Source organism: Mesorhizobium sp. M0077, from assembly GCF_040322955.1.
Classification (GTDB): Bacteria; Pseudomonadota; Alphaproteobacteria; order Rhizobiales; family Rhizobiaceae; genus Mesorhizobium.
The window spans coordinates 107,901-130,741 of the sequence record NZ_JAMYUL010000002.1 but is presented as its reverse complement, the minus strand read 5'-3'; the positions used below and the strand labels follow the sequence as shown (position 1 = coordinate 130,741).

Below are 22,841 nucleotides of genomic sequence, written 5' to 3'. Positions count from 1 at the left end.
ATGATCCTGTTGCGCACTCTCGGCCTCATGCTGGTGTTCCTGGTGGCAAGCCTATTGCCGTCGAACGCAGCCGAAGCCGATCTGCGCGCCATCGTCGCCAAATTCGCCGCGGGCACGGGCTTTGCCGCCACTGAGGCTGTTGTGCGCGAACTTGCCGCCACCGGCGATCCGCTGGTTGAACGGCCGCTTGCAGCCCTCGCCGAAGGCAATCTCTACATTCGTAAAGCCGATTCAGCCGTCTTCGTCGGCAGTGAGGCCGCCGACAGCGTCACGCTGCTCGACCCGCTGAGCGGCGAGAAAGCCGGCGACGCCGCCAAGGCCGACATCACCAAGATCAAGGTCAACAACACGCTGCGCCGTGTCATCCGAGATGCGCTGGGAACGCTGACGTTGCGCGCGAAAGATCCTTCTGCCCGCATCGCCGCCGCCGACACCATGTTCAAGACCCCCGATGCCGCCAATATCGAGCCGCTCGATGCAGCCATCGCCGCCGAGACCGACGCCAAGGTCAAGGCATTGTTCGAACAGGCGCGCGCGGCATCGGTGCTGGTCTCCGATAAGCCGGAGGCCGACAAGCTTGCCGCCATTGCCCTGATCGGCGCGCGCGGCGACCGCGACGCGGTCTCGCTGCTCACCGCGGTCGAGGCCAATGCGCAAGGCGCGGTCAAGGATGCCGCGACGGCGGCAATCGCCAGCATCAATTCGAGCCTGGCGCTGTGGGATGCCGGCCAGAACATATGGTACGGCATCTCGCTTGGCTCGGTGCTGCTGCTGGCCGCCATCGGCCTCGCCATCACCTTCGGCGTCATGGGCGTCATCAACATGGCGCATGGCGAGATGGTGATGCTCGGCGCCTACACCACCTTCGTCGTCCAGCAGGTGATCCGAACCTCATTCCCCGGCCTGTTCGACTGGTCGCTGGTGATCGCGCTGCCGCTCGCCTTCCTGGTTGCCGCTTCCGTCGGCCTGATCATCGAGCGCGGCGTCATCCGTTTCCTCTACGGCCGGCCGCTGGAAACGCTGCTCGCAACCTGGGGCGTCTCGCTTGTCCTGCAGCAGGCGGTGCGCTCGATCTTCGGACCGACCAACCAGGAGGTCGGCAACCCCTCCTGGATGTCGGGATCGTTCGATGTCGGCCAACTCGCCGTCACCTGGAACCGCCTCTGGATCCTGGTCTTCGCGCTCACCGTCTTCGGCGTGCTGCTCTTTGTTATGAAGCGCACGCCCTGGGGCCTTCAGATGCGCGCCGTCACCGCCAACCGCCGCATGGCCGCCTCGATGGGCATCAGGACGCCTTGGGTCGATGCGCTGACCTTTGCGCTCGGCTCCGGCATTGCCGGCATTGCCGGCGTCGCGCTCAGCCAGATCGACAATGTCTCGCCCAATCTCGGCCGCGGCTACATCATCGACAGCTTCATGGTCGTGGTCTTCGGCGGCGTCGGCAATCTCTGGGGCACGCTGGTCGGCGCCTTCTCGCTCGGCATCGTCAACAAGGTTCTCGAACCCTATGCTGGCGCGGTGCTCGGCAAGATCGTCGTGCTGGTGCTGATCATCCTGTTCATCCAGAAGCGCCCGCGCGGCCTGTTCGCGCTCAAGGGCAGGGCGGTGGAAACATGATCACGGGACGCTTCTTCGCCGCGGGTGCCGACCGTCGCATCGCCATCACTATTTTCATCCTGCTGACGGCCGCCATTATCGTGCCGCTGCTCAACCTCGCAGTGTCGCCGCAAAGCGCGTTCTATATTCCGTCCTACATCGTCGCGTTGACGGGCAAGTACCTCTGCTATGCATTGCTTGCCTTGGCGCTCGATCTCGTCTGGGGCTATTGCGGCATCCTCTCGCTCGGCCATGGCGCCTTCTTCGCCCTCGGCGGCTATGCGATGGGCATGTACCTCATGCGCCAGATCGGCTCGCGCGGCGTTTACGGCAATCCGATCCTGCCCGATTTCATGGTGTTCCTGAACTACAAGGAATTGCCCTGGTTCTGGACCGGTTTCGACCATTTCTGGTTCGCCGCCATCATGGTGCTGGCGGTGCCCGGCCTGCTCGCCTTCGTCTTCGGCTGGTTCGCCTTCCGCAGCCGCGTCACCGGCGTCTATCTCTCCATCATCACCCAGGCGATGACCTACGCGCTGCTGCTTGCCTTCTTCCGCAACGACATGGGTTTCGGCGGCAACAACGGCTTGACCGATTTCAAGGATATTTTAGGCTTCAACGTGCAGGCCGACGCCACCCGCTCGGCCCTGTTTGCCGCCAGCGCCATCATACTCGCGCTCGCCGTCTTCATCACCTGGGCAATCGTCGGCTCCAAATACGGCAAGCTGCTGATGGCCGTGCGCGATGCCGAGAGCCGCACCCGCTTCCTCGGCTGGCGGGCGGAGAACGTGAAGCTGTTTGCCTTCACCGTCTCGGCTGTCATGGCCGGCATCGCCGGCGCGCTCTATGTGCCGCAGGTCGGTATCATCAATCCCGGCGAATTCGAGCCGTCCAATTCCATCGAAGTCGTGATCTGGGCAGCCGTCGGTGGGCGCGGCACCATTGTCGGCCCGATCGTCGGCGCGCTGCTGGTCAACGCCGGCAAATCCTGGTTCACCGGCCTGCTGCCGGAGTTCTGGCTGTTTGCGCTCGGCGGCCTGTTCGTCGCCGTAACCCTGTTCCTGCCCAAGGGCATCGTCGGCATGTGGGATTCCTGGCGCGGTAACGCTCGGGCGATGCGGGCTGCAGCGATTGCAGAGGAAGCGGGCACAGACCCTGATGCCCCGCCGCCATCGAAGATCGTGCGCAGCGCAGCAACAACGCCCGGTGCGTGGTCCGCGTCCGGGCCCGAACCGCAGCCGGCGGAATAGAGCGATGTCGAAGTCCAACACCATCCTCTATCTCGACGGCGTCTCGGTCTCCTTCGACGGTTTCCGCGCCATCAACAATCTGTCGCTGGTGCTCGACAAGGGCGAGATGCGCGCCGTCATCGGTCCCAACGGCGCCGGCAAGACGACGATGATGGACATCGTCACCGGCAAGACCCGGCCCGACGAAGGCGAAGTGTTCTTCGACGGGCAGGTCGATCTGACCCGGCACGACGAGGCCGAGATCGCCATGATGGGCATTGGCCGGAAGTTCCAGAAGCCGACCGTTTTCGAAAGCCACAGCGTCGAAGACAATCTGATGCTGGCGCTGAAGGGCCCTCGCTCGATCTTCCCGGCGCTCTTCCATCGCCGCTCGGCCGCCGAAGCCAGACAGATCGACGACATCCTCGGCATCATCCGGCTGGGCGACAAGCGCAACGATCTGGCCGCCAATCTCAGCCACGGCCAGAAGCAGTGGCTGGAGATCGGCATGCTGCTCGCGCAGGACCCGAAGCTGCTTTTGGTTGACGAGCCGGTCGCCGGGATGACCGATGCCGAGACCGAGGAAACCGCGCGGCTGCTCAAGGACATAGCGCGCGACCATTCGGTCATCGTCGTCGAGCACGACATGCATTTCGTGCGCGAACTCGGCGTCAAGGTCACCTGCCTGCATGAGGGCTCGGTGCTGTCGGAAGGCTCGCTCGATTTCGTCTCGGCCGACGAGCGGGTCGTCGAAGTTTATCTCGGGAGATGAGCATGGTCTGGCGGGTGCAATTCCATCGCTTCGACTTTTCGTTCCTCCGCTTCTGGAGAAGGCGCTGACATGCTCGAAGTTTCCAACGCCACGCTCCATTACGGCGCCGCCCAGGCGCTGCGCGGCGTGTCGCTGACGGCAGGTGCCGGCAAGATCACCTGCGTGCTCGGCCGCAACGGCGTCGGCAAGACCAGTTTGATGAGATCGATCGTCGGCCACCACCGGCTGACGAGCGGAAGCGTTGCCTTCGAGGGGAAGGCGCTCGACCGGAGCGCGGCGTATGACCGCGCCCGGTCGGGCATCGCATTCGTACCGCAGGGCAGGGAGATCTTTCCGCTGCTGACGGTGCGCGAAAACCTGGAGTCCGGCTTTGCGCCGTTGAAGCGCGCCGACCGCAACGTGCCGGCGCATGTCTTCGAACTGTTTCCGGTGCTGAAGCAGATGCTGGGGCGGCGCGGCGGCGATCTCTCAGGCGGCCAGCAGCAGCAGCTCGCCATCGGCCGGGCGCTCGTCATGCGGCCGAAACTGCTGGTGCTCGACGAGCCGACCGAAGGCATCCAGCCCTCGATCATCAAGGACATCGGCCGCGCGATCCGCTATTTGCGCGATCAGGCCGGCATTGCGGTGCTTCTGGTCGAGCAATATCTGGATTTCTGCCGCGAGCTCGCCGACGAGGTCAACATCATGGACCGCGGCCAGATCGTCCACACCGGCTCGGCCGAAGATCTCGACCGGGCGGACGTCAGGAAGTTTCTGACGGTTTAGCGCAGGTCGACGGCTGCACGGATCGTACACGTCGAAGATTGGCTGAAATGCCCACAGTCACTTCGTCATTCTAGGGCGGAGCAAGGAGCGGAGCGACGCGCGCAGACCCTAGAATCCATGCCGCGACATCAGCCAAAGAGTGCCGCGATGCAGAACAAGATCGCTTCTGCGGCACATTGGCCATTCCACATTCTGCACCGTTAATGACGCTTCTTCGTCCCGGCAGGATCCCTGGGTCTTCGCTCCGCTTCGCGTCGCTACGCCCAAGGATGATGAAGTCGCGAAGGTCCGCGCCCCTTGCGTCGGACTTTCGTCCGAGGCCGCCACCCTCTGGCACGCCGAATACTGCATGCTAGTCTTTCCTAGGCCTCGGTGAGTCGGCCGCTTCCGTATCAGTCTGGTTCTGTAGCAGATCGAGGGAATATGCTGGCTCAGCCTGCAAGTTCCACGCAAGCAAGCCACCCTAGGTTCCCTCGCAGTTCTGATTGTCGGTCAATGCGTTCAGATAATCTTGCCAGGAGAATAGGGCTATGGAACGGTTCGTCGAGGACCACCAGAAACGACGGCTGACAGAGCGTGTCGACATCATCACCGCCATCAACATTCTGCGCTCGCAAGGCTACCAGCAGGATGAGCTGATCGGCGAAATCACCAAGGTTTTCTACGTCGACCTCGACACTTACAACGAGATCGTCATAGCGGCCTAAAAGCGCGTCGCGCCTGAACGGCCTCATGCGACGCGCTTTGGGGTGTTGTTTTACGTGTGGTGAGGTTCAGGCCGGCTGAATATCAGCCCAGCCTACCCGGCGCGCCGGAAGGCGAGCACACGGTTGCGGCCGCCGCGCTTGGCGCCGTAAAGCGCTTTGTCGGCGGCGCTGAGCACCTTGTCGAATTTGGTGCCGCCCTCGCTGCCGAAGGCGTAGCCGGCGCTGACGGTGCAGGACAGCAGGCGGGTCTCGGTATCGATCCGGCGCATGGCAAAACTGGCCCGGATCCGCTCGGCTATGAATTCCACCTTTTCAGGCAAGGTGCGATCGAGCACCAATGCAAATTCCTCTCCGCCCATGCGCGCGGCGACATCGCCCGGCTGGAGATTGGCGGTCAAATCCTTGGCGAACAGTTTCAGCACCTCGTCGCCAGTGGCATGGCCGAACTCGTCATTTATCGCCTTGAAGCCGTCGAGATCGAACACGATCACGGCGGTGAAGGACCGGACCGGTGTTTTGCCGTGCAGGTCGAACAAAGCGCGCCGGTTGAGCAGTCCGGTCAGCGGATCGGTCAGCGCTTCGCGGCGATGATGCTGCGCCAGGCGTCCCTGGTTGAGCGCCAGCGAGAGCGCGCCGATGCCGGTCAAGCAGGCGATGACGACGATGAGGCTGAAATCCTCGGCCCAGTTGCTCGGCGCATGGCCAAGCACCAGCCTGCCATCCCAGACAAGTGCACCGGAGCACAGCACGAAGGAAATTGCGGTGGCGGTGTAGAGCCCTGCAATGCCGAGGATCGGGGCCGGGAATTCCGTACGACCCTTCCAGTATTCATAGGCCGTCGCAAACAAAAGCAGCGCGGCGAAGGCATTCTCCAGCATGAAGCCCAGCCCGTCATAGCCAAGCGCCATCGGCGGCAAGGCGACTGCCAGCGAGACGCCGGCGCCGACAGCGATGCGCGGCAATGGCGAGCGGCCGGTCGTGAACTGATGGGCCGCGCCGAGCATGGTCGCGAAGCCGAGCAGCAGGAACGTGAAGCTGGCGAGGCCGAGCAGGCGTCCGGGCGCGTCGATATAGGCCTGGTAGGCGAAGACGTCGGCGACGATCAGAAGCACGCTGACCGCCCAGGTCAGCAGGAATTGTTCCGAGCGCGCGGTAAGCCAAATGCCGAACAGCGTCAGGCCGAGGCAAGCGGCGGAAAACCCGACAGCCAACAGAAGGGAACTGTAGTCGAGCGACATGCCCTCGTCCTTGCGCGCGGCGGCCGGCCTCTAGAAAGGACCCGCACCGGATTTATGCAGGATGGAGGTATCGATAAGGTTACGATGCGCATAAGCTATCACGCTTCGGTTCATCGTAGCAATTCTGGGTTGAAACCCTTTTCAAGGGAAAGCGCTGCCCGCTTTCCCGGGAAAACCGTTCCACACTTTTCCTGGAATTGCTCCTAATGCATGTCGCCCAGAAGTGTGCCGCGGTTCTGGGACAACGGCATGCATCAAGACAAAGACTTAAATCGCGTCGTATGAATCCGTTTCAGCGCGACGCGCTTTAACCGATCAGCTCACCCGCTTCATCAGCGCCATGGCGCCGAACGGCGCGCGCACCTTGCCCTCGGTGATGAAGTAGACGAACACATCGCGCGGTTTCACCGGCGCGTCGAAAGTCGGATCGGCGCGCCGCAGATCGGCCGGCTGCTTGCCTTGCGCCCAGGTCTTCACCCGCGCTGCCCATTCGTCCAGGCCATTCGGCGTATAGCAATCCGGATTGTCGTCGCTGCCGGTCTGCAGCCGCGCATAGATAAAATCGCCGGTGATGTCGGCGATACCAGGATATTTGGCATGGTCGGCATAGACGATTGCCGCCTTGTATTTGCGCGCTAGGCCCACAAATTCCGGCACGCTGAAACTGTCGTTGCGCACTTCCAGCGCATGGCGCAGCGCCACGCCATCCTGCTTTTCCGGCAGCAGCTTCAGGAAGGCCTCGAAATCGTCGGCGTCGAACTTTTTCGTCGGCGCGAACTGCCACAGGATCGGGCCCAACTTGTCGCCCAGCGCGGCAATGCCCGAGCCGAGGAAGCGCGTCATGGACTCGCCGGCTTCGCCAAGCACGCGGCGGTTGGTGACGAAGCGATTGCCCTTCAGCGAATAGACGAAACCGTCCGGCGCCTCGCCCGCCCATTTGACGAAGGTCGGCTCCTTGAAGCTGGAATAGTAGGTGCCGTTGACCTCGATGCTCGGTACCTGGCGAGTGGCGTAACTCAGCTGTTTGGCCTTGGAAAGCTTGTCCGGGTAGAAGGACGTATCCCAGGGTTCGAAAGTCCAGCCGCCCATCCCGGCGCGGATTGTTCCTTGGCTGATCATCGTCTTCCTCCCAGTTCTAAAAATGCGGTCAGGCTATTTTTCCAACCGGTTTGATCATGTCGACCACGGTCCATCCGGGACGGTGGGGATTGGCTCGGCGGCCCGTTTCGTGGAAGCCATAGGCCGTATAGATCTCGATGTTCCGCTCCATGCGCGAATTGGTGTAGAGCCGCACCTCCGGCACACCCCATAGCCGCGCCTGTTCCTGGGCGAAGTCGAGCAGCGCGGTGCCGAGTTTCCTGCCCTGGAAAGCGGGGGAGACTGCGACGCTGAAGATCATCGCATGATCGGGATGGCGCTCAATAACGATCAGCCCGGCGAGTTCCGCGCCGCTCTCCAAGAGCCAGACCTCGCCACGCTCGATGCGTGGCGCATAGTCCTCGGTGACTGGGAGCGGCGGCGCGCCTAACAGGGGCGTGTAGTGCTCATAGGCGGTCTGCGTCAGCGAGACGACTGCGTCGAGATCACCGGCAAGCGCCTGTCGGACTGTCATTCAAAGCTCTCCAGGCGCCCGACCGGTCTGTCAGTTACTCCGCCGCTTCGCGCTTGCCTCCGGGCCGCCGCTCCAAAAGCTCCTTCAGGAACTGGCCGGTGTAGCTGCGCTTTTCGCGCACGATGGCTTCCGGTGTGCCCTGTGCCACCAGTTCGCCACCGCCATCGCCGCCTTCGGGGCCGAGGTCGAGCACCCAGTCGGCGGTCTTGATGACTTCGAGATTGTGCTCGATGACCACCACCGTGTTGCCCTGGTCGACCAGTTCGTGAAGCACTTCCAGCAACTTGGCGACGTCGTGGAAGTGCAGGCCGGTGGTCGGCTCGTCGAGGATGTAGAGCGTCTTGCCGGTCGCCTTGCGCGACAATTCCTTGGCGAGCTTGATGCGCTGCGCCTCGCCGCCCGACAGCGTCGTCGCCTGCTGGCCGATATGGATGTAGCCGAGGCCGACCTGCTTCAGCGTCTCCAGCTTGTCGCGCACCCCGGGCACGGCGGCAAAGAAATCGACGCCTTCCTCGACCGTCATGTCCAGGACGTCGGCGATCGACTTGCCCTTGAACAGGACGTCGAGCGTCTCGCGGTTGTAGCGCTTGCCGTGGCAGACGTCGCACGTGACGTAGACGTCGGGCAGGAAGTGCATCTCGATCTTGATGACGCCGTCGCCCTGGCAGGCCTCGCAGCGGCCGCCCTTCACGTTGAAGGAGAAGCGGCCCGGCTGATAGCCGCGGGCCTTGGCCTCGGGCAACCCGGCAAACCAGTCGCGGATCGGTGTGAAGGCGCCGGTGTAGGTGGCCGGGTTCGAACGCGGTGTGCGGCCGATCGGCGACTGGTCGATGTCGATGACCTTGTCGAGGAATTCGAGGCCCTCGATGCGGTCGTGATCGGCCGGATGCTCGCGCGAGCCCATGATGCGGCGCGACGCCGCCTTGAACAGCGTCTCGATCAGGAAGGTCGATTTGCCGCCGCCAGACACGCCGGTGACGGCGGTAAAAGTGCCGAGCGGGATTTCGGCAGTGACGTTCTTGAGATTGTTGCCGCGCGCGCCGACGATCTTCAGCCGGCGGTTTTTCTTGGCCTCGCGCCTGACACCGGGCGTGGCGACTTCGAGCGCGCCCGACAGATATTTACCGGTGATCGAGTTGGGATTGGCCATCACCTGCTGCGGCGTGCCCTGGGCGATGATCTCGCCGCCATGAATGCCGGCGGCCGGACCCATGTCGACGACATAATCGGCATGCAGGATGGCGTCTTCGTCATGCTCGACGACGATCACCGTGTTGCCGATGTCGCGCAGATGCTTGAGCGTGTCAAGCAGGCGGGCATTGTCGCGTTGGTGCAGGCCGATCGACGGCTCGTCCAGCACATAGAGCACGCCGGTGAGGCCGGAGCCGATCTGCGACGCCAGACGAATGCGCTGGCTCTCGCCGCCCGACAGCGTGCCGGAATTGCGCGACAGCGTCAGATAGTCGAGGCCGACATCGTTGAGGAAGCGCAGGCGGTCACGGATTTCCTTGAGAACGCGCACCGCGATCTCGTTCTGCTGGTCGTTGAGATGTGGCGGCAGTTCGGTGAACCACTGGTCGGCCTTGCGGATCGACAGCTCTGTGACTTCGCCGATATGCTTGCCGGCGATCTTCACCGCCAGCGCTTCCGGCTTCAGCCGGTATCCCTTGCAGACCGGGCAGGGCGTCGCCGACATGAAGCGCTCGATCTCCTCGCGCATCCAGGCGGATTCGGTTTCCTTCCACCGCCGTTCGAGATTGGGAATGACGCCCTCGAACGTCTTGGTGGTCTTGTAGGAGCGCAGGCCGTCATCATATTGGAAGGTGACCTCGCGCTCGCCGGTGCCACGCAGGACGGCATCCTTTGCCTCTTCGGTCAGGTCTTTGAACTTGTCGCCGAGCTTGAAGCCGTATGCCTTGCCCAGCGCTTCCAGCGTCTGCGCATAATAGGGCGAGGTCGATTTCGCCCACGGGCTGACGGCGCCGTCGCGCAGCGAGACGTTTTCGTCCGGCACGATCAGGCTGGCGTCGATGGCGCGCTGATTGCCGAGGCCGTCGCAGGTCGGGCAGGCGCCGAACGGGTTGTTGAACGAGAACAGCCTGGGCTCGATCTCCGGAATGGTGAAGCCGGAAACCGGGCAGGCGAATTTTTCCGAGAACAGGATGCGCTCATGCGTCTCGTTCTTCGATTTGTTGACCGAGTCCTCGCCGGTCTGGCTGGCGTCGAGCGGCCGGTCGGCGAACTCGGCCACCGCCAGCCCTTCGGCGAGCTTCAGCGCCGTTTCGATGGAATCGGCAAGCCGTGTCGCCAGGTCGCCGCGCACGACGATGCGGTCGACGACGACGTCGATGTCGTGCTTGTACTTCTTGTCCAGCGCCGGCACGTCGGCGATCTCGTAGAAGACGCCGTCGACCTTGACGCGCTGAAAGCCCTTCTTCTGCAGCTCCAGCAGTTCCTTTCGATACTCGCCCTTGCGGCCGCGCACGATCGGCGCCAGCAGGAAAAGGCGCGTGCCTTCCTCGACCGCCAGCACCCGGTCGACCATCTGCGAAACCGTCTGGCTCTCGATCGGCAGGCCGGTGGCCGGCGAATAGGGGATGCCGACGCGCGCAAACAGCAGGCGCATGTAGTCGTAAATCTCGGTGACGGTGCCGACTGTCGAGCGCGGGTTCTTCGACGTGGTCTTCTGCTCGATGGAGATGGCCGGTGATAGGCCGTCGATCTGGTCGACATCCGGCTTCTGCATCATTTCGAGGAACTGGCGCGCATAGGCCGACAGGCTCTCGACGTAACGGCGCTGGCCCTCGGCATAGATGGTGTCGAAAGCAAGCGACGATTTGCCGGAGCCCGACAGGCCGGTCATGACGATCAGGCTGTCACGTGGCAGGTCGAGATCGACATTCTTCAGGTTGTGTTCGCGTGCCCCGCGAATGGAAAGGTATTTATGGTCGGCCATCGCCGGTCGCCGCCTCAGGTCTGGTGTCAGTGGGATCGGCGGGTTTTCCCGGCCATTCCCTATGTAGGTATTTTTGCCGCCACGTCGAGAGACGCCACACTTCTCGACCAAAGCCGTTTAACCGTCTTTCGCGCGAAGGGGCAAGCGGAAAGAACAAAGGCCGAACACGCTCCTGACAAAGCTGTGCAGAAACTGACAAGGGTGTTTCAGAAACTGACCCTGACGTAAGCTCCCGGCGATCACATTTTCCGTAACCGGCTATTCAAGGTTGACGTCGTCGAATCGGGGGCGCACTCTGCCGGAGTCAACGGAGCCGGCCGTCTTTGATGGCCTCGCCGCCCATAGCGGCCTGCGAGACGCCGCAGGTTTTTGCGATTTGTGCTTCGGATTGACACCAGTCGCAACGGACATAGGAGCGGAGCATGACGCCACCGGATAGTCCCTTGAGGCTCCACCTGCTAGTGGAGCCGCGGCGGGCATAGGTGCCAGGTAGTTTCAAGGCATTGGAGTGTATGCGTCCAAACGAACGCATCGCGTCAGTCCAACAAACCACCAGACAAACCGTGACCTGCCGAATCCCACAAAAATCAGAGACGGATAGTCGGATCGTCGGCTGAATGCCGCGAAGCATCCGAAGTCAAAGTCGGTATAACACTACCGGCAGTTTGGATTTGGAATCCAAGAAAAGCCCCGACCGTTAGCGGAAGCAACGGCGGGGCTGTTCTTTTGCGAGGAAGTCGTCGGCGCAGGCTTTCTCTCCCGTATAGTAGCTGGGAGAAGGGGCTACCGGCGCGGCGGCTTGATCCCACCCGTGCCGACATCGACAGTGATGCTGCCGGAAATCTTGACATCGGTGTCGCCGATCTTGAACGTGCCGTTCTCGCCGGCAGGCAGCGCGTCGTCCGGCTCCGGCTGCGGCGCGGGCTTGGCGATGCGGTAGTCGCCGGTCACGCCGGGCAGGGCGCCTTTCCGCGACGTGCTGGTGCTGCCCCCGGCAAAGGCCATGCTCGATGTCGCCGCCGTGATGGCAATGGCTATGGTCAGTCTGTTCAGGTGGTAGCGCATGGCAAGACTATAGTGCCGCGCTCAAGGCGAGGCCAGACCAGCGGCGTTGAAATTGAGGGAACACCGGCCTGCATTCAATCCGCCGATCAGGCCGCCGCCTTTTTGCGGGTGTCGAACACATGGTCGACGAGGCCCCACTCCTTGGCCTCCTTGGCGGTCATGAAGAAATCGCGGTCGAGCGTGCGTTCGACCTCTTCATAGGTGCGGCCGCAATGCTGCGCATACAGTTCCGTCATGTGCCGTTTGGTGCGCAAAATGCCTTCGGCATGGCGCTGGATGTCGGAGGCCTGGCCTTGGAAGCCGCCCAGAGGCTGGTGCAGCACGATGCTGGCGTTGGGGAGCGCGATGCGCCGGCCCGGCGTTCCCGCCATCAGCAGGAACGAGGCCATCGAGGCGGCAAAGCCCATGCACACCGTCGATACCGGGCAACTGACAAATTGCATCGTGTCGTAGATGGCGAAGCCGCTGGTCACCACGCCGCCCGGCGAGTTGATGTAAAGCGAGATCTCCTTGTCGGGGTTTTCGGATTCCAGCGACAGGAGCTGGGCGCAGACCAGCGCCGACATGCCGTCATTGATCTCGCCATTGACGAAGATGATGCGCTCGCGCAGCAGCCGCGAGAAAATGTCGAAGGCGCGTTCGCCGCGGCTCGATTGCTCGATCACCATCGGCACCAGATTGGCAAAGCCGCTCATCTCATTGTCTCCGTTTTGATTTTTCCGGTTCAGGCAGCGCACAGCAACAGGCGTGGCGCGTTGGCGGCGACAGGCGGTTTGGGCTTGTATGCGCGCAGCGAGAGCCGGCAGCCGGCGCCGGCCATCGCAACCGCAGGCGTCAGGACAAACCCGTCATGGACGATGCGCAGATGCGTGCCGCCGGAAACGGTGCGGGCGAGTGTGAAGGTGACGATGCTCTCCAGCTCCTCGCGGTCGGCGTCGCCGGAACGCTCGCGCCAGGAATAGCGCAGCAGGCGCCCCGGTTCGGCATCGAGCACTTCGCACTCGATCGGCTTCTCAGGCCGGGCAAAGGCAAAGCGGCTGCCGGTTTCCGGATTGATGTCGTTCGGCATCATCCATTCCGCCAAGAGGTCCGGCACGGTCAGTGCCCGCCACACCTTTTCCGGTGCGTCCGGCAGATCGCATTCGAAGGCGAGGGCATCTTTGGCGGTCTGCGTCTGCTTTTCGTCGGTCATTGGTCCATGTCCTTCAAAACGGCCTTCAGTCTTTCGATGCGCTCCGGCCAGAATGCGCGGTAGCGTTCGATCCAGCCGAGCAGCGGCTCGAGCCCTTGCGGATCGGCGCGATAGTAGGCGTTGCGGCCGGCGCGTCTTTCGCTGACCAGGCCTGCGCCGCGCAGCACGGCAAGGTGCTGCGACACCGCCGGCTGCGACACGCTCATGCCAGTGCGCAACTCCGACACGCTCATCTCGCCGGAAGTCAGCCGCTCGTAGACGGCGCGTCGCGTCGGGTCGGCCAGGGCGCGAAAAATCTCTGCTTCGATCATGGCAAAAGCATAAGTCGATACTTATCGATTTGGCAAGGGGTGTTTTGAATGCCCGGTATTGATTGGATCCTGCCGGGCCTCTAATCCACGGGGAACAAGATGGGCCGATCATCGCGAGGCAGGAGTAGTATTTATGAATTCCAACGTCGATCTTTCGTCCGCCGAGAACCTCAACGAGGCTCTGAGGCTCTATCGCCGCCTCGTCCTCGGTATAGGCGCCATCGCCGTCATCGGTTTCGTGGCCGTGATCTTGTTGGCCAAGTTGGGTACGGCGCTATCGCCGCCATACGGGATTTACATCTTCGGCGAAGGATTGGGGACCTGGGGCCTGATCGCGGTGGTAGCGGCGCTCGTCGCTCAGGTCTGGTGGCACGGGCGCGCGATCGGGAAATTGCTGAATGACCCGGCTCTGAAATCTGAACCTGCAGTCGGGCTGATGTCGGCACCAACCGTGATCGCACAGCGCGCCCATACCATGGGCATGGAGTGGAGCGGCTTTTTCGGTCCGTTGCGACCAGCTAAAAAACGGCGCTGACGACACCGCTTCTCGCCGCTGCGTGTCAGCTAAATCCACGCGCCCGCGTCGGCGATTGCTGCCATTCCTTGACAATCCGTGGTTAACAGTATAGGAACGAAAAGGGAACAAAAACCTTGTGGGAAAAGCCAGCCGCGGCAAGCCAGGATTGTCCGCGGCCTGTAAGGTGAACGACTTGAAATTTGTTTCGGATGAGCGCGGAGAAGTGTCATGGCGGGTAGCGTCAACAAGGTCATTCTGGTCGGTAACCTCGGCGCGGACCCTGAAATCCGCCGCCTGAATTCTGGTGACCCGGTCGTCAACATCCGCATCGCCACGTCGGAAAGCTGGCGCGACAAGAACTCCGGCGAGCGCAAGGAAAAGACCGAATGGCACAACGTGGTCATTTTCAATGACCAGATCGCCAAGGTCGCCGAGCAGTACCTGAAGAAGGGCATGAAGGTTTACGTCGAAGGCCAGCTGCAGACACGCAAATGGCAGGACCAGACCGGCGCCGACAAGTACACGACCGAAGTCGTGTTGCAGAAATTCCGCGGCGAGCTGCAGATGCTCGATTCTCGCGGCGAGGGCGGCGGTCAGGTCGGCAACTATGCCGGCGGCGGCGGCGCGAGCCGTGGCTCGGATTTCGGCCAGTCTGGCCCCAATGAGAGCTTCAACCGCGGCGGCAACAGCGGTGGCGGCGGTTCCAAGGGCGGCGGTGGCGGCGGCTCGTCGCGCGAACTGGACGACGAAATCCCGTTCTGAGCTGACGATAGTCAGCGATATCTGAGGAGAGGGCGCCATGTCGCTCGGACCGCTTCTGTCGGCGCGCCCTCCCATTCCATGGCACGCCTTCGCGGCCCTTGCCGCGCTGGCCATTGGCGCTACGCAACTGGCACTGCCGAAAGGCACGACGCGCCATCGTGTCGTCGGCTATACCTGGGCGGCGCTGATGCTGGTCGTCGCCATCTCCAGTTTTCTGGATCCAGCAGATACGCCTCGTCGGTCCGTTCAGCCCGATCCATCTCTTGTCGATTTTAGTGTTGATCGCCGTGCCGCTGGCGGTCTGGCACGCGCATATGCATCGGGTCGCCAACATCGCAGGGTCATGATATCGCTGTATGTTTTCGCCCTGATCGGCGCCGGCGTGTTCACGCTGCTGCCAGGGCGGATCATGCACACGGTCGTCTTCGGCCAGTGACGCTTTCTGAAAGGAAGATTGCCGTGAAAGCGCGGATCAAATGGGTCGAGGAGCGCACCTTCGTCGGCGAGTCCGGCAGCGGCCACAAACTGGTGCTGGGGACCGCCCCCGGCCGGAAGGCAAGACGCCGGGTCCGAGCCCGATGGAACTGGTGCTGATCGGCACCGGCGGCTGCTCGGCCTATGATGTCGTCCACATCCTCGAAAAAGGCCGCGAGGCGATTGAGGACTGTGTTGTCGAACTCGACGCCGACCGGGCCGAAACCGACCCGAAAGTCTTCACCCGCATCCACATGCATTTCATCGTCACGGGCCACGCGCTGTCGCACGACAAGGTCCAGCGCGCCATCAACCTATCGATCGAGAAATACTGCTCGGCCTCGGCCATGCTGGCCAAGACGGCTGTCATCACCCACGATTTCAAGGTCGTCGATACGGCGGTGGAGTAGGGAGTAGGGCTGCCGTTTACCCCGCCATCAGCGCCTTGATGCCATCCGCGACGAACTGAACCGCAAGCGCGGCCAGGATGACGCCGAGCAGGCGGGTCAGGATCGAGCGGCCGGTCTGGCCGAGGATGCGGTCGATGCGCTCCGACAGCACGAACACCAGATAGGTGATGGCAAGACAGACGAAGATGATGCCGACAAGCGCCGCTTGTGCGGCAAAACCCTGGAAAGAGCCCGACAGTAGCACGGTCGCCGAAATCGCACCGGGGCCGGCGATCAGCGGGATCGCCAGCGGGAAGGCCGCGATATTGTGGATCATGTCCTTGGTGATGGCGACGTCGCCGATCTTCTCCTTGCGGTCCTGGCGGCGCTCAAACACCATTTCGAACGCGATGAAGAACAGCAAAAACCCGCCGGCGACGCGGAAAGCCGGCAGCGTGATGCCGAACACCGACAGGATGGACGCCCCGGCCACCGCAAACAGCGCCATCACCAGGAAGCCGATGATCGAGGCGCGCACCGAAACCTGCTGACGTTCCTCGCGGTTCATGCCGCGTGTCACCGCGAGGAAGAGCGGCGCGAGACCTGGCGGGTCGATGGTCACCAGAATGGTGACGAAGGCGTTGAACAGGCTGTCGAAACTCGGCATCGCTGACCCCTCCCGCCGGGCCGGACCCCTGCGCCACGATAGTGGTAGAGCAAAGCCTGGCCGGTGGGAACCGTCTGAGATGCCGATACCGGAGACGCCGGCTATGTTAGGCGGCAGCGTTGCAACAGGCCTCCAGACGATAGCCGTCGGGATCGACGACGAAGGCAGCGTAATAGTTCTCGCCATAGTCGGCGCGCAGGCCCGGCGCGCCATTGTCGCTGCCGTCTGCACGCAAGGCGGCGGCATGGAAGGCAACGACACTCTGCCTCGTCGGCGCGGTAAAGCAGAAATGCAGACCGGACTTCTCGTCCGATGGCACTGGCCGCGCCGCGTCGTTCACCCACAGCGCCACGGTTTGCGCACCATAACCCAGTGAGCCTGGCGACTGGCTGAGGCAGGAATAACCGAGCGGCTTTAGCGCGGCATCGTAGAAGGGCTTCGAAACGTTGGTGTCGCGGACGCCGATCGAGACATGGTCAAGCATGCTTTTTGTCACCTTTTTGCAATATGTTGCGTCATCAGTCGTGGGCGACGCGGCGCGCCAGGAACTCGACTTCGAGACGCCATGTCTTGCCATCGTCGTGCGAACGCTCGCCGAGCCAGCGGAAGCTGTCTTTGGTGATGCGCGAAAAGCTCCAGCGGACCGAGGAACCAGTGCCGTCGGCGCCGACCTGCACAATTGTGTCGCCTTCGGCGCGACCAAGCTGGCGGCTGTAGTATTGGTTTCGCGGGTCGCTCCAGAAGATGTGCCAGGCATCCGAGCCGGGATCATAGGCCCGCAGCGTTGTGCCATAGAAAGTCCATCTGCCGACCGAGGGCGAGGGGCTGGCATCGCGCGCGGGCAGGATCCATACATCCTGGATCGCCCTGCCTTCCAGGACCCAACCGAAATGCACCTCGCCGCGTCCGGTGAGAACCGTGCCGTCCTCGAGATGGCGCGTGGCATCGAATGTCCAGGCGCCGACGAAGCGGCCGTAGAGATCCAGCTTTTCAGCCAGGCCGGGATTGGGGCCGTCGCTATGGAGCGCTTTGGCAAAGGAGGATGTACCGATCATACTTGCTGCCTTCGTTGTGTCAGGAGGCTGCAAGCGATAGGCCCCGACCGGGTGTCGCGCTTGGGAAAAATTGCTATCTTTCAAGCCATGACGACGAGCGAACAAAACCTGGCATCGGGGCAGGGCTGGCATGTGTCCGACGTGCTGTGCACGGCCGGCGCCGGCGACCGCCCGTTCGAGGAGGCGCACGACACCTTCTGCGTTGCCGCTGTCACCAGCGGCACCTTCCGCTACCGCACCAGGCAAGGCGCCGCCATGCTGGCGCCGGGCGCGATCCTGCTCGGCAATGTCGGCGCCTGCTATGAATGCGGGCATGAGCATGGCGCCGGCGACCGTTGCCTGTCCTTCCACTTCGCTCCGGCCTATCTCGACCGCATCGCCAGCGACGTGCCCGGCGCGAGCAAGCTCGCCTTCGGCGTGCCGCATATGCCGCCTTTGCCGGCGCTCGCATCGCTGCTGGCCGAGGCGGAAGCGGCGCGCGAGATGGTCGACATCGACGCCTTTGAGGAGCTTGGCCTGCGAATTGCCGGCGCAGCACTGGCTGTTGCCGGCGCAGCACTGCCTGTGGCCAGCGATGCGGTGCCGGGCGTCCGACCGCCGAGCCGCCGCGACCAGAAACGGGTTGCCGAGGCGGTGCGGCAGATCGAGCTCAATGCCGGCAGGCCGGTCTCGCTTTCCGAGCTTGCCTGCGCGACTGCGACCAGCCCGTATCATTTCCTGCGCACCTTCCGGCAGGTCGCCGGCATGACGCCCTATCAGTTTCTGCTGAGAACCCGGCTGCACCGCGCGGCGGTGCGGCTGCGCATGTCAGGCGATGCCATCTCGGAAATCGCCTTCGAGGCCGGTTTCAACGATTTGTCGACGTTCAATCGCCGTTTCCGGCGCGTCATGGGTGAGACGCCTGGCCACTATCGCTCCCGGCGGGTGGCTACCCGCTGACGCGTCTGTCTGCCTCCAGATACGCTCTTGACTTGGAAAACTGTCCTTCGCAGGCTTTTGCCCCTGGCGGCGGCGAATGCGTTATGGCCAAATCGTCGCAATCAGAGGTATCCATTTGAATTTACCGCTGAAATTGTCGTTGGAAAAGCACCACGAATATTGGAGTTTCGGCCGTGCTTCCTATATAAGCGGTCAATGATTCCTGATTAGATTGTGATCCGATTTGACCGACCAAAAACCCCCGCGCGGCGCCGACGGCGGCCCCACCGGCATCGAGCCCATCTCCATCATCGAGGAGATGCAGAGCTCCTACCTCTCTTATGCCATGAGCGTGATCGTCAGCCGTGCGCTGCCCGATGTGCGCGACGGCCTGAAGCCGGTGCACCGCCGCATTCTCTATGCGGCGCATGAGAGCGGTTACCACTGGAACCGCAAATATGTGAAGTCGGCCCGCCCGGTCGCCGACGTGATGGGCAAATACCATCCGCATGGCGACGCCTCGATCTACGACGCCTTGGTGCGCATGGCGCAGGACTGGTCGCTGCGCGTTCCGCTGATCGACGGGCAGGGTAATTTCGGCTCCATCGACGGCGATCCGCCGGCGGCGATGCGCTACACCGAATCGCGGCTGACCAAGGTCGCACATGAACTCTTGGAGGACATCGACAAGGAAACCGTCGATTTCCAGGAGACTTATGACGCATCCGACACCGAACCGAAGGTGCTGCCGGCCCGCTTCCCCAATCTTCTGGTCAACGGTTCCGGCGGCATCGCCGTCGGCATGGCCACCAACATCCCGCCGCACAATCTGGCCGAGATCTGCAACGGCGCCATCGCCATCATCGACAATCCGGCGATCGATTTGCCGGCGCTGATGGAGATCATTCCGGGTCCCGATTTCCCGACCGGCGGCATCGTGCTCGGCCGTTCCGGCATCTACAGCGCCTATGCGACTGGCCGTGGCTCTATCGTCATGCGCGGCAAGGTCAATGTCGAACAGCGCGGAAACGACCGTGAATCGATCATCATCACGGAAGTCCCGTACCAGGTGAACAAGGCCTCGATGATCGAGAAGATGGCCGAACTGGTGCGCGACAAGCGCATCGAAGGCATTTCCGACATTCGCGACGAAAGCGACCGCCAGGGCTACCGCGTCGTCATCGAGCTGAAGCGCGACGCCGTCGCCGACGTCATTCTCAACCAGCTTTATCGCTTCACGCCGCTGCAAACCTCCTTCGGCGCCAATATGGTGGCGCTGAACGGCGGCAAGCCGGAAGTGATGAACCTGACCGACATGCTAAAGGCATTTGTCGGCTTCCGCGAAGAGGTGATTAGCCGGCGCACGAAGTTCCTGCTGCGCAAGGCGCGTGACCGTGCCCATGTATTGGTCGGTCTCGCCATAGCCGTCGCCAACATCGACGAAGTGATCAAGCTGATCCGCACCGCGCCCGATCCGCAGACGGCGCGCGAGCAGTTGATGGAGCGGCGCTGGCCCTCCGGCGACGTCGAGTCATTGATTCTGCTGATCGACGATCCGCGCCATCGCATCAATGAGGATGGCACCTACAACCTGTCCGAGGAACAGGCGCGCGCCATCCTCGAACTGCGCCTGCAGCGCCTGACTGCGCTCGGCCGTGACGAAATAGCCGACGAGCTGAACACCATCGGCGACGAGATCAAGGATTACCTCGACATTCTGTCGTCCCGCGCCCGCATCCAGCAGATCGTCAAGGACGAGCTTGCCGCCGTGCGCGACGAGTTCGGCACGCCGCGCCGCACCGAGCTCACCGACGGCGGCGCCGACATGGAAGACGAGGATCTGATCCAGCGCGAGGACATGGTCGTCACCGTCAGCCATTCCGGCTACATCAAGCGCGTGCCGCTGTCGCTCTACCGGGCGCAACGCCGCGGCGGCAAGGGCCGCTCCGGCATGTCGACCAAGGAAGAGGATTTCGTCACCCGGCTGTTCGTCGCCAACACGCATACGCCGGTGCTGTTCTTCTCCTCGCGCGGCATCGTCTACAAGGAAAAGGTCTGGCGGCTGCCAATCGGCAATCCGCAGTCGCGCGGCAAGGCGCTGATCAACATGCTGCCGCTGGAGCAGGGCGAGCGCATCACCACCATCATGCCGCTGCCCGAGGACGAGACCAGCTGGGGCGAACTCGACGTCATGTTCGCCACCACGCGCGGCACCGTGCGCCGCAACAAGCTGTCCGAATTCGTCCAGGTCAACCGCAACGGCAAGATCGCCATGAAGCTGGAGGAGGAGGGCGACGAGATCCTCGGCGTCGAGACCTGCACAGACAATGACGATGTGCTTTTGACCGCCAGCTCCGGCCAGTGCATCCGCTTCCGCGTTGGCGATGTGCGCGTCTTCCAGAGCCGCAATTCGGTCGGCGTGCGCGGCATAAGCATGGCCGAGACCGACCGCATCATCTCCATGTCGGTGATCGAGCATGTCGATGCTTCGCCGGCGGAACGCTCCGCCTACCTCAAGCGGGCAGCACTGGAGCGGCGGCTTGCCGCCGAGGTGACCGGCGAGGAAGAAGAGATTGCACTCACCAATGAGGAGATTGGCGAGGAGACCGAGCTTTCCGACAGCCGTTACGAAGAGCTCAAGGCGCATGAGCAATTTGTGCTGACGGTGACCGAATATGGCTACGGCAAGCGCTCGTCATCCTACGATTTCCGCCTGACCGGACGCGGCGGCAAGGGCATCCGCGCCACCGACGTGTCGAAGGTGGCCGAGATCGGCCAGCTGGTGGCGACTTTCCCGGTCGGCAATGACGACCAGATCATGCTGGTTTCGGACGGCGGCACGGTCATCCGGGTGCCGGTCAACGGTATCCGTTTCGCCAGCCGCGCCACCAAGGGCGTGACCATCTTCAACACCGCCGAAGGCGAAAAGGTGGTTTCGGTCGAACGGATCTCGGAGCCGCAGGCCGACGAGGATGTCGAAGAGAGTGTCATTGAGGCCGTGGCCGGAGATGCCGTACCGGACAGCGCCGAATAGGTTTTGACCAACAACGCCGGCCCGATGGGCCGGCGCAAACAAGAAACTAGCAATAAATCAGGGGTGACGGTGGGGCCAGCGAGCGCCGAAACCTTCGAACCGCTTTGTCCGGACACGGACGCGCTCTGCCTCGCTATGCAATCCGAATGCGGTGGCGATCAGCATGACGACGGTCATTGCGGTGGCGAGCATGTAGATCAGCATGTGCGTGTTCTCCTGCGCCTATCCAACGGTTAGATCGGGTTTTGGTTTCATCTTCCGAAGTGCAAACTAGCGAACGCGGCGTGAAGTCTTCGTGATCAAGGCATTCATCTGTCGTTCATGTCTGCGAAAAGGTTCACGCAGATGTTCCCAATCGCATTTGCCTTCCGCCCAATGCCCCGCTAGAAGCACCTCCCATGACCGATCGCATCGCCCTTTATGCCGGCTCCTTCGACCCGCTGACCAACGGCCATCTCGATGTCCTGAAGGCATCGCTGGCTGTCGCCGACACGGTTTATGCGGCGATCGGCACTCACCCCGGCAAGACGCCGCTGTTTTCCTTCGACGAACGGGTGAAGCTGATCGAGGCCGCGACCAAGGCCGAATTTGGCCGCGACGGCGACCGTATCAAGGTCGTCGCCTTTGACGGGCTGGTCATCGACGCGGCCCGCAAGCATGGCGCCTCGATCATGATCCGCGGCCTGCGTGACGGCACCGATCTCGACTATGAGATGCAGATGGCTGGAATGAACGAGACGATGGCGCCGGAACTGCAGACGGTTTTTCTGCCCGCCAGCCCGTCGGTACGCACCATTACCGCCACACTTGTGCGCCAGATAGCCTCGATGGGCGGCGACATCCGTCCGTTCGTGCCGGCCGCCGTTGCCGGCGCGCTCACCGCCAAATTCGCGAAATAGTGCATGTCGCCCAAAAGTGGATGCCGGTTTTGGGGCAACGACATGCACCCTAACAAAGACCTTCGGAGATCCCTTATGCAGCTGAAAAAGCTCGCCTCGTTCCTCGTCGTGCTTGCCGGTCTCGTGACCGCATCCGTTTCGGCCTTCGCCGCCGAGCCGGAAAACACCATGATCATCACCTTGAAGAACGGCGACGTCACCATCGCGCTGCGCCCTGATCTGGCGCCCAAGCATGTCGCGCAGATCAAGAAGCTGGTGCGCGAAGGCGTTTACGACGATGTCGCCTTCCACCGCGTCATCAACGGCTTCATGGCGCAGACCGGCGACGTCAAGTTCGGCAACATGAAGAAGGGGTTCAGCCCCGAAGCCGTCGGCACCGGCGGTTCCGAGCTGCCTGATCTTCCGGCCGAATTCTCGCAGAGTGAGCATTTCAAGCGCGGCACGCTCGGCATGGCCCGCTCGCAGGATCCGAACTCCGCCAATTCACAGTTCTTCATCATGTTCGCGCCGGCGCCAAACCTCGATGGCCAGTACACCATCGTCGGCAATGTCGTCAGTGGCATGGAGCTGGTGGACAAGATCAAGAAGGGCGACGAGGCCGACAACGGCACGGTCAGCGACCCCGACCGCATGGTCAAGGTACGCATCGCCGCCGACAAGTAAACCTATCAAATCATTCTGTT

General features: G+C 62.6%; 24 protein-coding genes and 1 pseudogene. 13 read left to right on the top strand and 12 right to left on the bottom strand.

All coding sequences use genetic code 11. The annotated features are described in order from the left end of the window. The 5 genes from urtB to NKJ57_RS04810 all read left to right on the top strand — a co-directional run bounded on the left by urtB (window position 1) and on the right by NKJ57_RS04810 (window position 5,069). Window positions 1–1,617, top strand: a complete 1,617-nt coding sequence (urtB, locus tag NKJ57_RS04830; RefSeq protein ID WP_352512620.1) for an urea ABC transporter permease subunit UrtB — start codon at window positions 1–3, stop codon at window positions 1,615–1,617. Next, complete coding sequence (urtC, locus tag NKJ57_RS04825) at window positions 1,614–2,846, top strand: urea ABC transporter permease subunit UrtC (protein ID WP_023670933.1); 1,233 nt, start codon at window positions 1,614–1,616, stop codon at window positions 2,844–2,846. Before urtB ends, urtC begins: the two co-directional genes overlap by 4 nt. A gap of 4 nt (window positions 2,847–2,850) precedes the next feature. Further along, window positions 2,851–3,597, top strand: a complete 747-nt coding sequence (gene urtD / locus NKJ57_RS04820) for an urea ABC transporter ATP-binding protein UrtD (protein ID WP_352512619.1) — start codon at window positions 2,851–2,853, stop codon at window positions 3,595–3,597. Window positions 3,598–3,666: 69 nt separating this feature from the next. Then, window positions 3,667–4,362 carry an urea ABC transporter ATP-binding subunit UrtE gene (gene urtE / locus NKJ57_RS04815; protein ID WP_352512617.1) on the top strand — a complete coding sequence of 232 codons (696 nt, stop codon included), beginning with the start codon at window positions 3,667–3,669 and terminating at the stop codon, window positions 4,360–4,362. Window positions 4,363–4,892: 530 nt separating this feature from the next. After that, window positions 4,893–5,069: a hypothetical protein gene (locus NKJ57_RS04810; protein ID WP_023670936.1), complete on the top strand. Its 177-nt coding sequence runs from the start codon at window positions 4,893–4,895 to the stop codon at window positions 5,067–5,069. A gap of 92 nt (window positions 5,070–5,161) precedes the next feature. On the opposite strand, the gene NKJ57_RS04805 is transcribed toward NKJ57_RS04810, so the two are convergent. The 8 genes from NKJ57_RS04805 to NKJ57_RS04770 form a co-directional block, all read right to left on the bottom strand. Continuing rightward, window positions 5,162–6,307: a GGDEF domain-containing protein gene (locus NKJ57_RS04805; RefSeq protein WP_352512615.1), complete on the bottom strand. Its 1,146-nt coding sequence runs from the start codon at window positions 6,305–6,307 to the stop codon at window positions 5,162–5,164. 315 nt (window positions 6,308–6,622) lie between these two features. Beyond that, the gene (locus NKJ57_RS04800; RefSeq protein WP_023693383.1) at window positions 6,623–7,426 is read right to left on the bottom strand and encodes a DUF72 domain-containing protein; all 804 of its coding nucleotides are present in this window, start codon (window positions 7,424–7,426) and stop codon (window positions 6,623–6,625) included. Window positions 7,427–7,454: 28 nt separating this feature from the next. Then, window positions 7,455–7,919, bottom strand: coding sequence for a GNAT family N-acetyltransferase (locus NKJ57_RS04795; RefSeq protein WP_023706185.1), 465 nt, complete (start codon window positions 7,917–7,919; stop codon window positions 7,455–7,457). A 34-nt stretch (window positions 7,920–7,953) separates the two neighbouring features. Further along, window positions 7,954–10,875, bottom strand: coding sequence for an excinuclease ABC subunit UvrA (uvrA, locus tag NKJ57_RS04790; RefSeq protein WP_023693385.1), 2,922 nt, complete (start codon window positions 10,873–10,875; stop codon window positions 7,954–7,956). Between the two features lie 783 nt (window positions 10,876–11,658). Further along, window positions 11,659–11,880, bottom strand: a complete 222-nt coding sequence (locus NKJ57_RS04785) for a hypothetical protein (RefSeq protein ID WP_033003135.1) — start codon at window positions 11,878–11,880, stop codon at window positions 11,659–11,661. A 146-nt stretch (window positions 11,881–12,026) separates the two neighbouring features. Beyond that, window positions 12,027–12,635, bottom strand: coding sequence for an ATP-dependent Clp protease proteolytic subunit (locus NKJ57_RS04780; protein ID WP_023734315.1), 609 nt, complete (start codon window positions 12,633–12,635; stop codon window positions 12,027–12,029). Window positions 12,636–12,664: 29 nt separating this feature from the next. Continuing rightward, window positions 12,665–13,132, bottom strand: coding sequence for an SRPBCC family protein (locus NKJ57_RS04775; RefSeq protein ID WP_023734316.1), 468 nt, complete (start codon window positions 13,130–13,132; stop codon window positions 12,665–12,667). After that, a complete protein-coding gene (locus NKJ57_RS04770) occupies window positions 13,129–13,443 on the bottom strand; it encodes an ArsR/SmtB family transcription factor (RefSeq protein WP_023670944.1) in 315 nt (104 codons plus the stop codon). The genes NKJ57_RS04775 and NKJ57_RS04770 overlap by 4 nt, the downstream gene beginning before the upstream one ends. 133 nt (window positions 13,444–13,576) lie before the next feature. Between NKJ57_RS04770 and NKJ57_RS04765 the strand changes: the two genes are divergently transcribed. From NKJ57_RS04765 to NKJ57_RS04750, 4 genes and pseudogenes are all read left to right on the top strand, one after another. Continuing rightward, window positions 13,577–13,978: a hypothetical protein gene (locus NKJ57_RS04765; protein WP_023734317.1), complete on the top strand. Its 402-nt coding sequence runs from the start codon at window positions 13,577–13,579 to the stop codon at window positions 13,976–13,978. 210 nt (window positions 13,979–14,188) lie between these two features. Next, entirely contained in the window at window positions 14,189–14,722 is a 534-nt protein-coding gene (gene ssb, locus NKJ57_RS04760; protein ID WP_023670946.1) for a single-stranded DNA-binding protein, read from the top strand. Window positions 14,723–14,759: 37 nt separating this feature from the next. Further along, window positions 14,760–15,158, top strand: a complete 399-nt coding sequence (locus tag NKJ57_RS04755; RefSeq protein ID WP_460221574.1) for a DUF2306 domain-containing protein — start codon at window positions 14,760–14,762, stop codon at window positions 15,156–15,158. Window positions 15,159–15,181: 23 nt separating this feature from the next. Beyond that, a pseudogene (locus tag NKJ57_RS04750) lies at window positions 15,182–15,606 on the top strand (OsmC family protein). A 16-nt stretch (window positions 15,607–15,622) separates the two neighbouring features. On the opposite strand, the gene NKJ57_RS04745 reads toward NKJ57_RS04750, so the two are convergent. The 3 genes from NKJ57_RS04745 to NKJ57_RS04735 all read right to left on the bottom strand — a co-directional run bounded on the left by NKJ57_RS04745 (window position 15,623) and on the right by NKJ57_RS04735 (window position 17,307). After that, a complete protein-coding gene (locus NKJ57_RS04745; protein WP_023670949.1) occupies window positions 15,623–16,252 on the bottom strand; it encodes a MarC family protein in 630 nt (209 codons plus the stop codon). Window positions 16,253–16,358: 106 nt separating this feature from the next. Continuing rightward, window positions 16,359–16,736, bottom strand: coding sequence for a VOC family protein (locus tag NKJ57_RS04740; RefSeq protein WP_023734320.1), 378 nt, complete (start codon window positions 16,734–16,736; stop codon window positions 16,359–16,361). A 34-nt stretch (window positions 16,737–16,770) separates the two neighbouring features. Continuing rightward, window positions 16,771–17,307 carry a hypothetical protein gene (locus NKJ57_RS04735; RefSeq protein ID WP_023734321.1) on the bottom strand — a complete coding sequence of 179 codons (537 nt, stop codon included), beginning with the start codon at window positions 17,305–17,307 and terminating at the stop codon, window positions 16,771–16,773. Window positions 17,308–17,394: 87 nt separating this feature from the next. Here NKJ57_RS04735 and NKJ57_RS04730 point away from each other — a divergent pair, with 87 nt between their 5' ends. Then, entirely contained in the window at window positions 17,395–18,246 is an 852-nt protein-coding gene (locus tag NKJ57_RS04730; protein ID WP_352512613.1) for a helix-turn-helix transcriptional regulator, read from the top strand. A gap of 223 nt (window positions 18,247–18,469) precedes the next feature. Continuing rightward, window positions 18,470–21,259 carry a DNA gyrase subunit A gene (gene gyrA, locus NKJ57_RS04725; RefSeq protein WP_023734322.1) on the top strand — a complete coding sequence of 930 codons (2,790 nt, stop codon included), beginning with the start codon at window positions 18,470–18,472 and terminating at the stop codon, window positions 21,257–21,259. A 57-nt stretch (window positions 21,260–21,316) separates the two neighbouring features. Here gyrA and NKJ57_RS04720 read toward each other — a convergent pair whose 3' ends face one another. Beyond that, window positions 21,317–21,463: a hypothetical protein gene (locus tag NKJ57_RS04720; protein ID WP_352512612.1), complete on the bottom strand. Its 147-nt coding sequence runs from the start codon at window positions 21,461–21,463 to the stop codon at window positions 21,317–21,319. Window positions 21,464–21,657: 194 nt separating this feature from the next. On the opposite strand from NKJ57_RS04720, the gene coaD reads away from it, so the two are divergent. Together coaD and NKJ57_RS04710 are read left to right on the top strand one after the other, a co-directional pair. After that, on the top strand, window positions 21,658–22,158 hold the full coding sequence (coaD, locus tag NKJ57_RS04715; protein ID WP_023670954.1) for a pantetheine-phosphate adenylyltransferase: 501 nt from the start codon (window positions 21,658–21,660) through the stop codon (window positions 22,156–22,158). Between the two features lie 75 nt (window positions 22,159–22,233). Then, on the top strand, window positions 22,234–22,821 hold the full coding sequence (locus tag NKJ57_RS04710; RefSeq protein WP_023734323.1) for a peptidylprolyl isomerase: 588 nt from the start codon (window positions 22,234–22,236) through the stop codon (window positions 22,819–22,821). The last annotated feature ends 20 nt before the right edge of the window (window positions 22,822–22,841 follow it).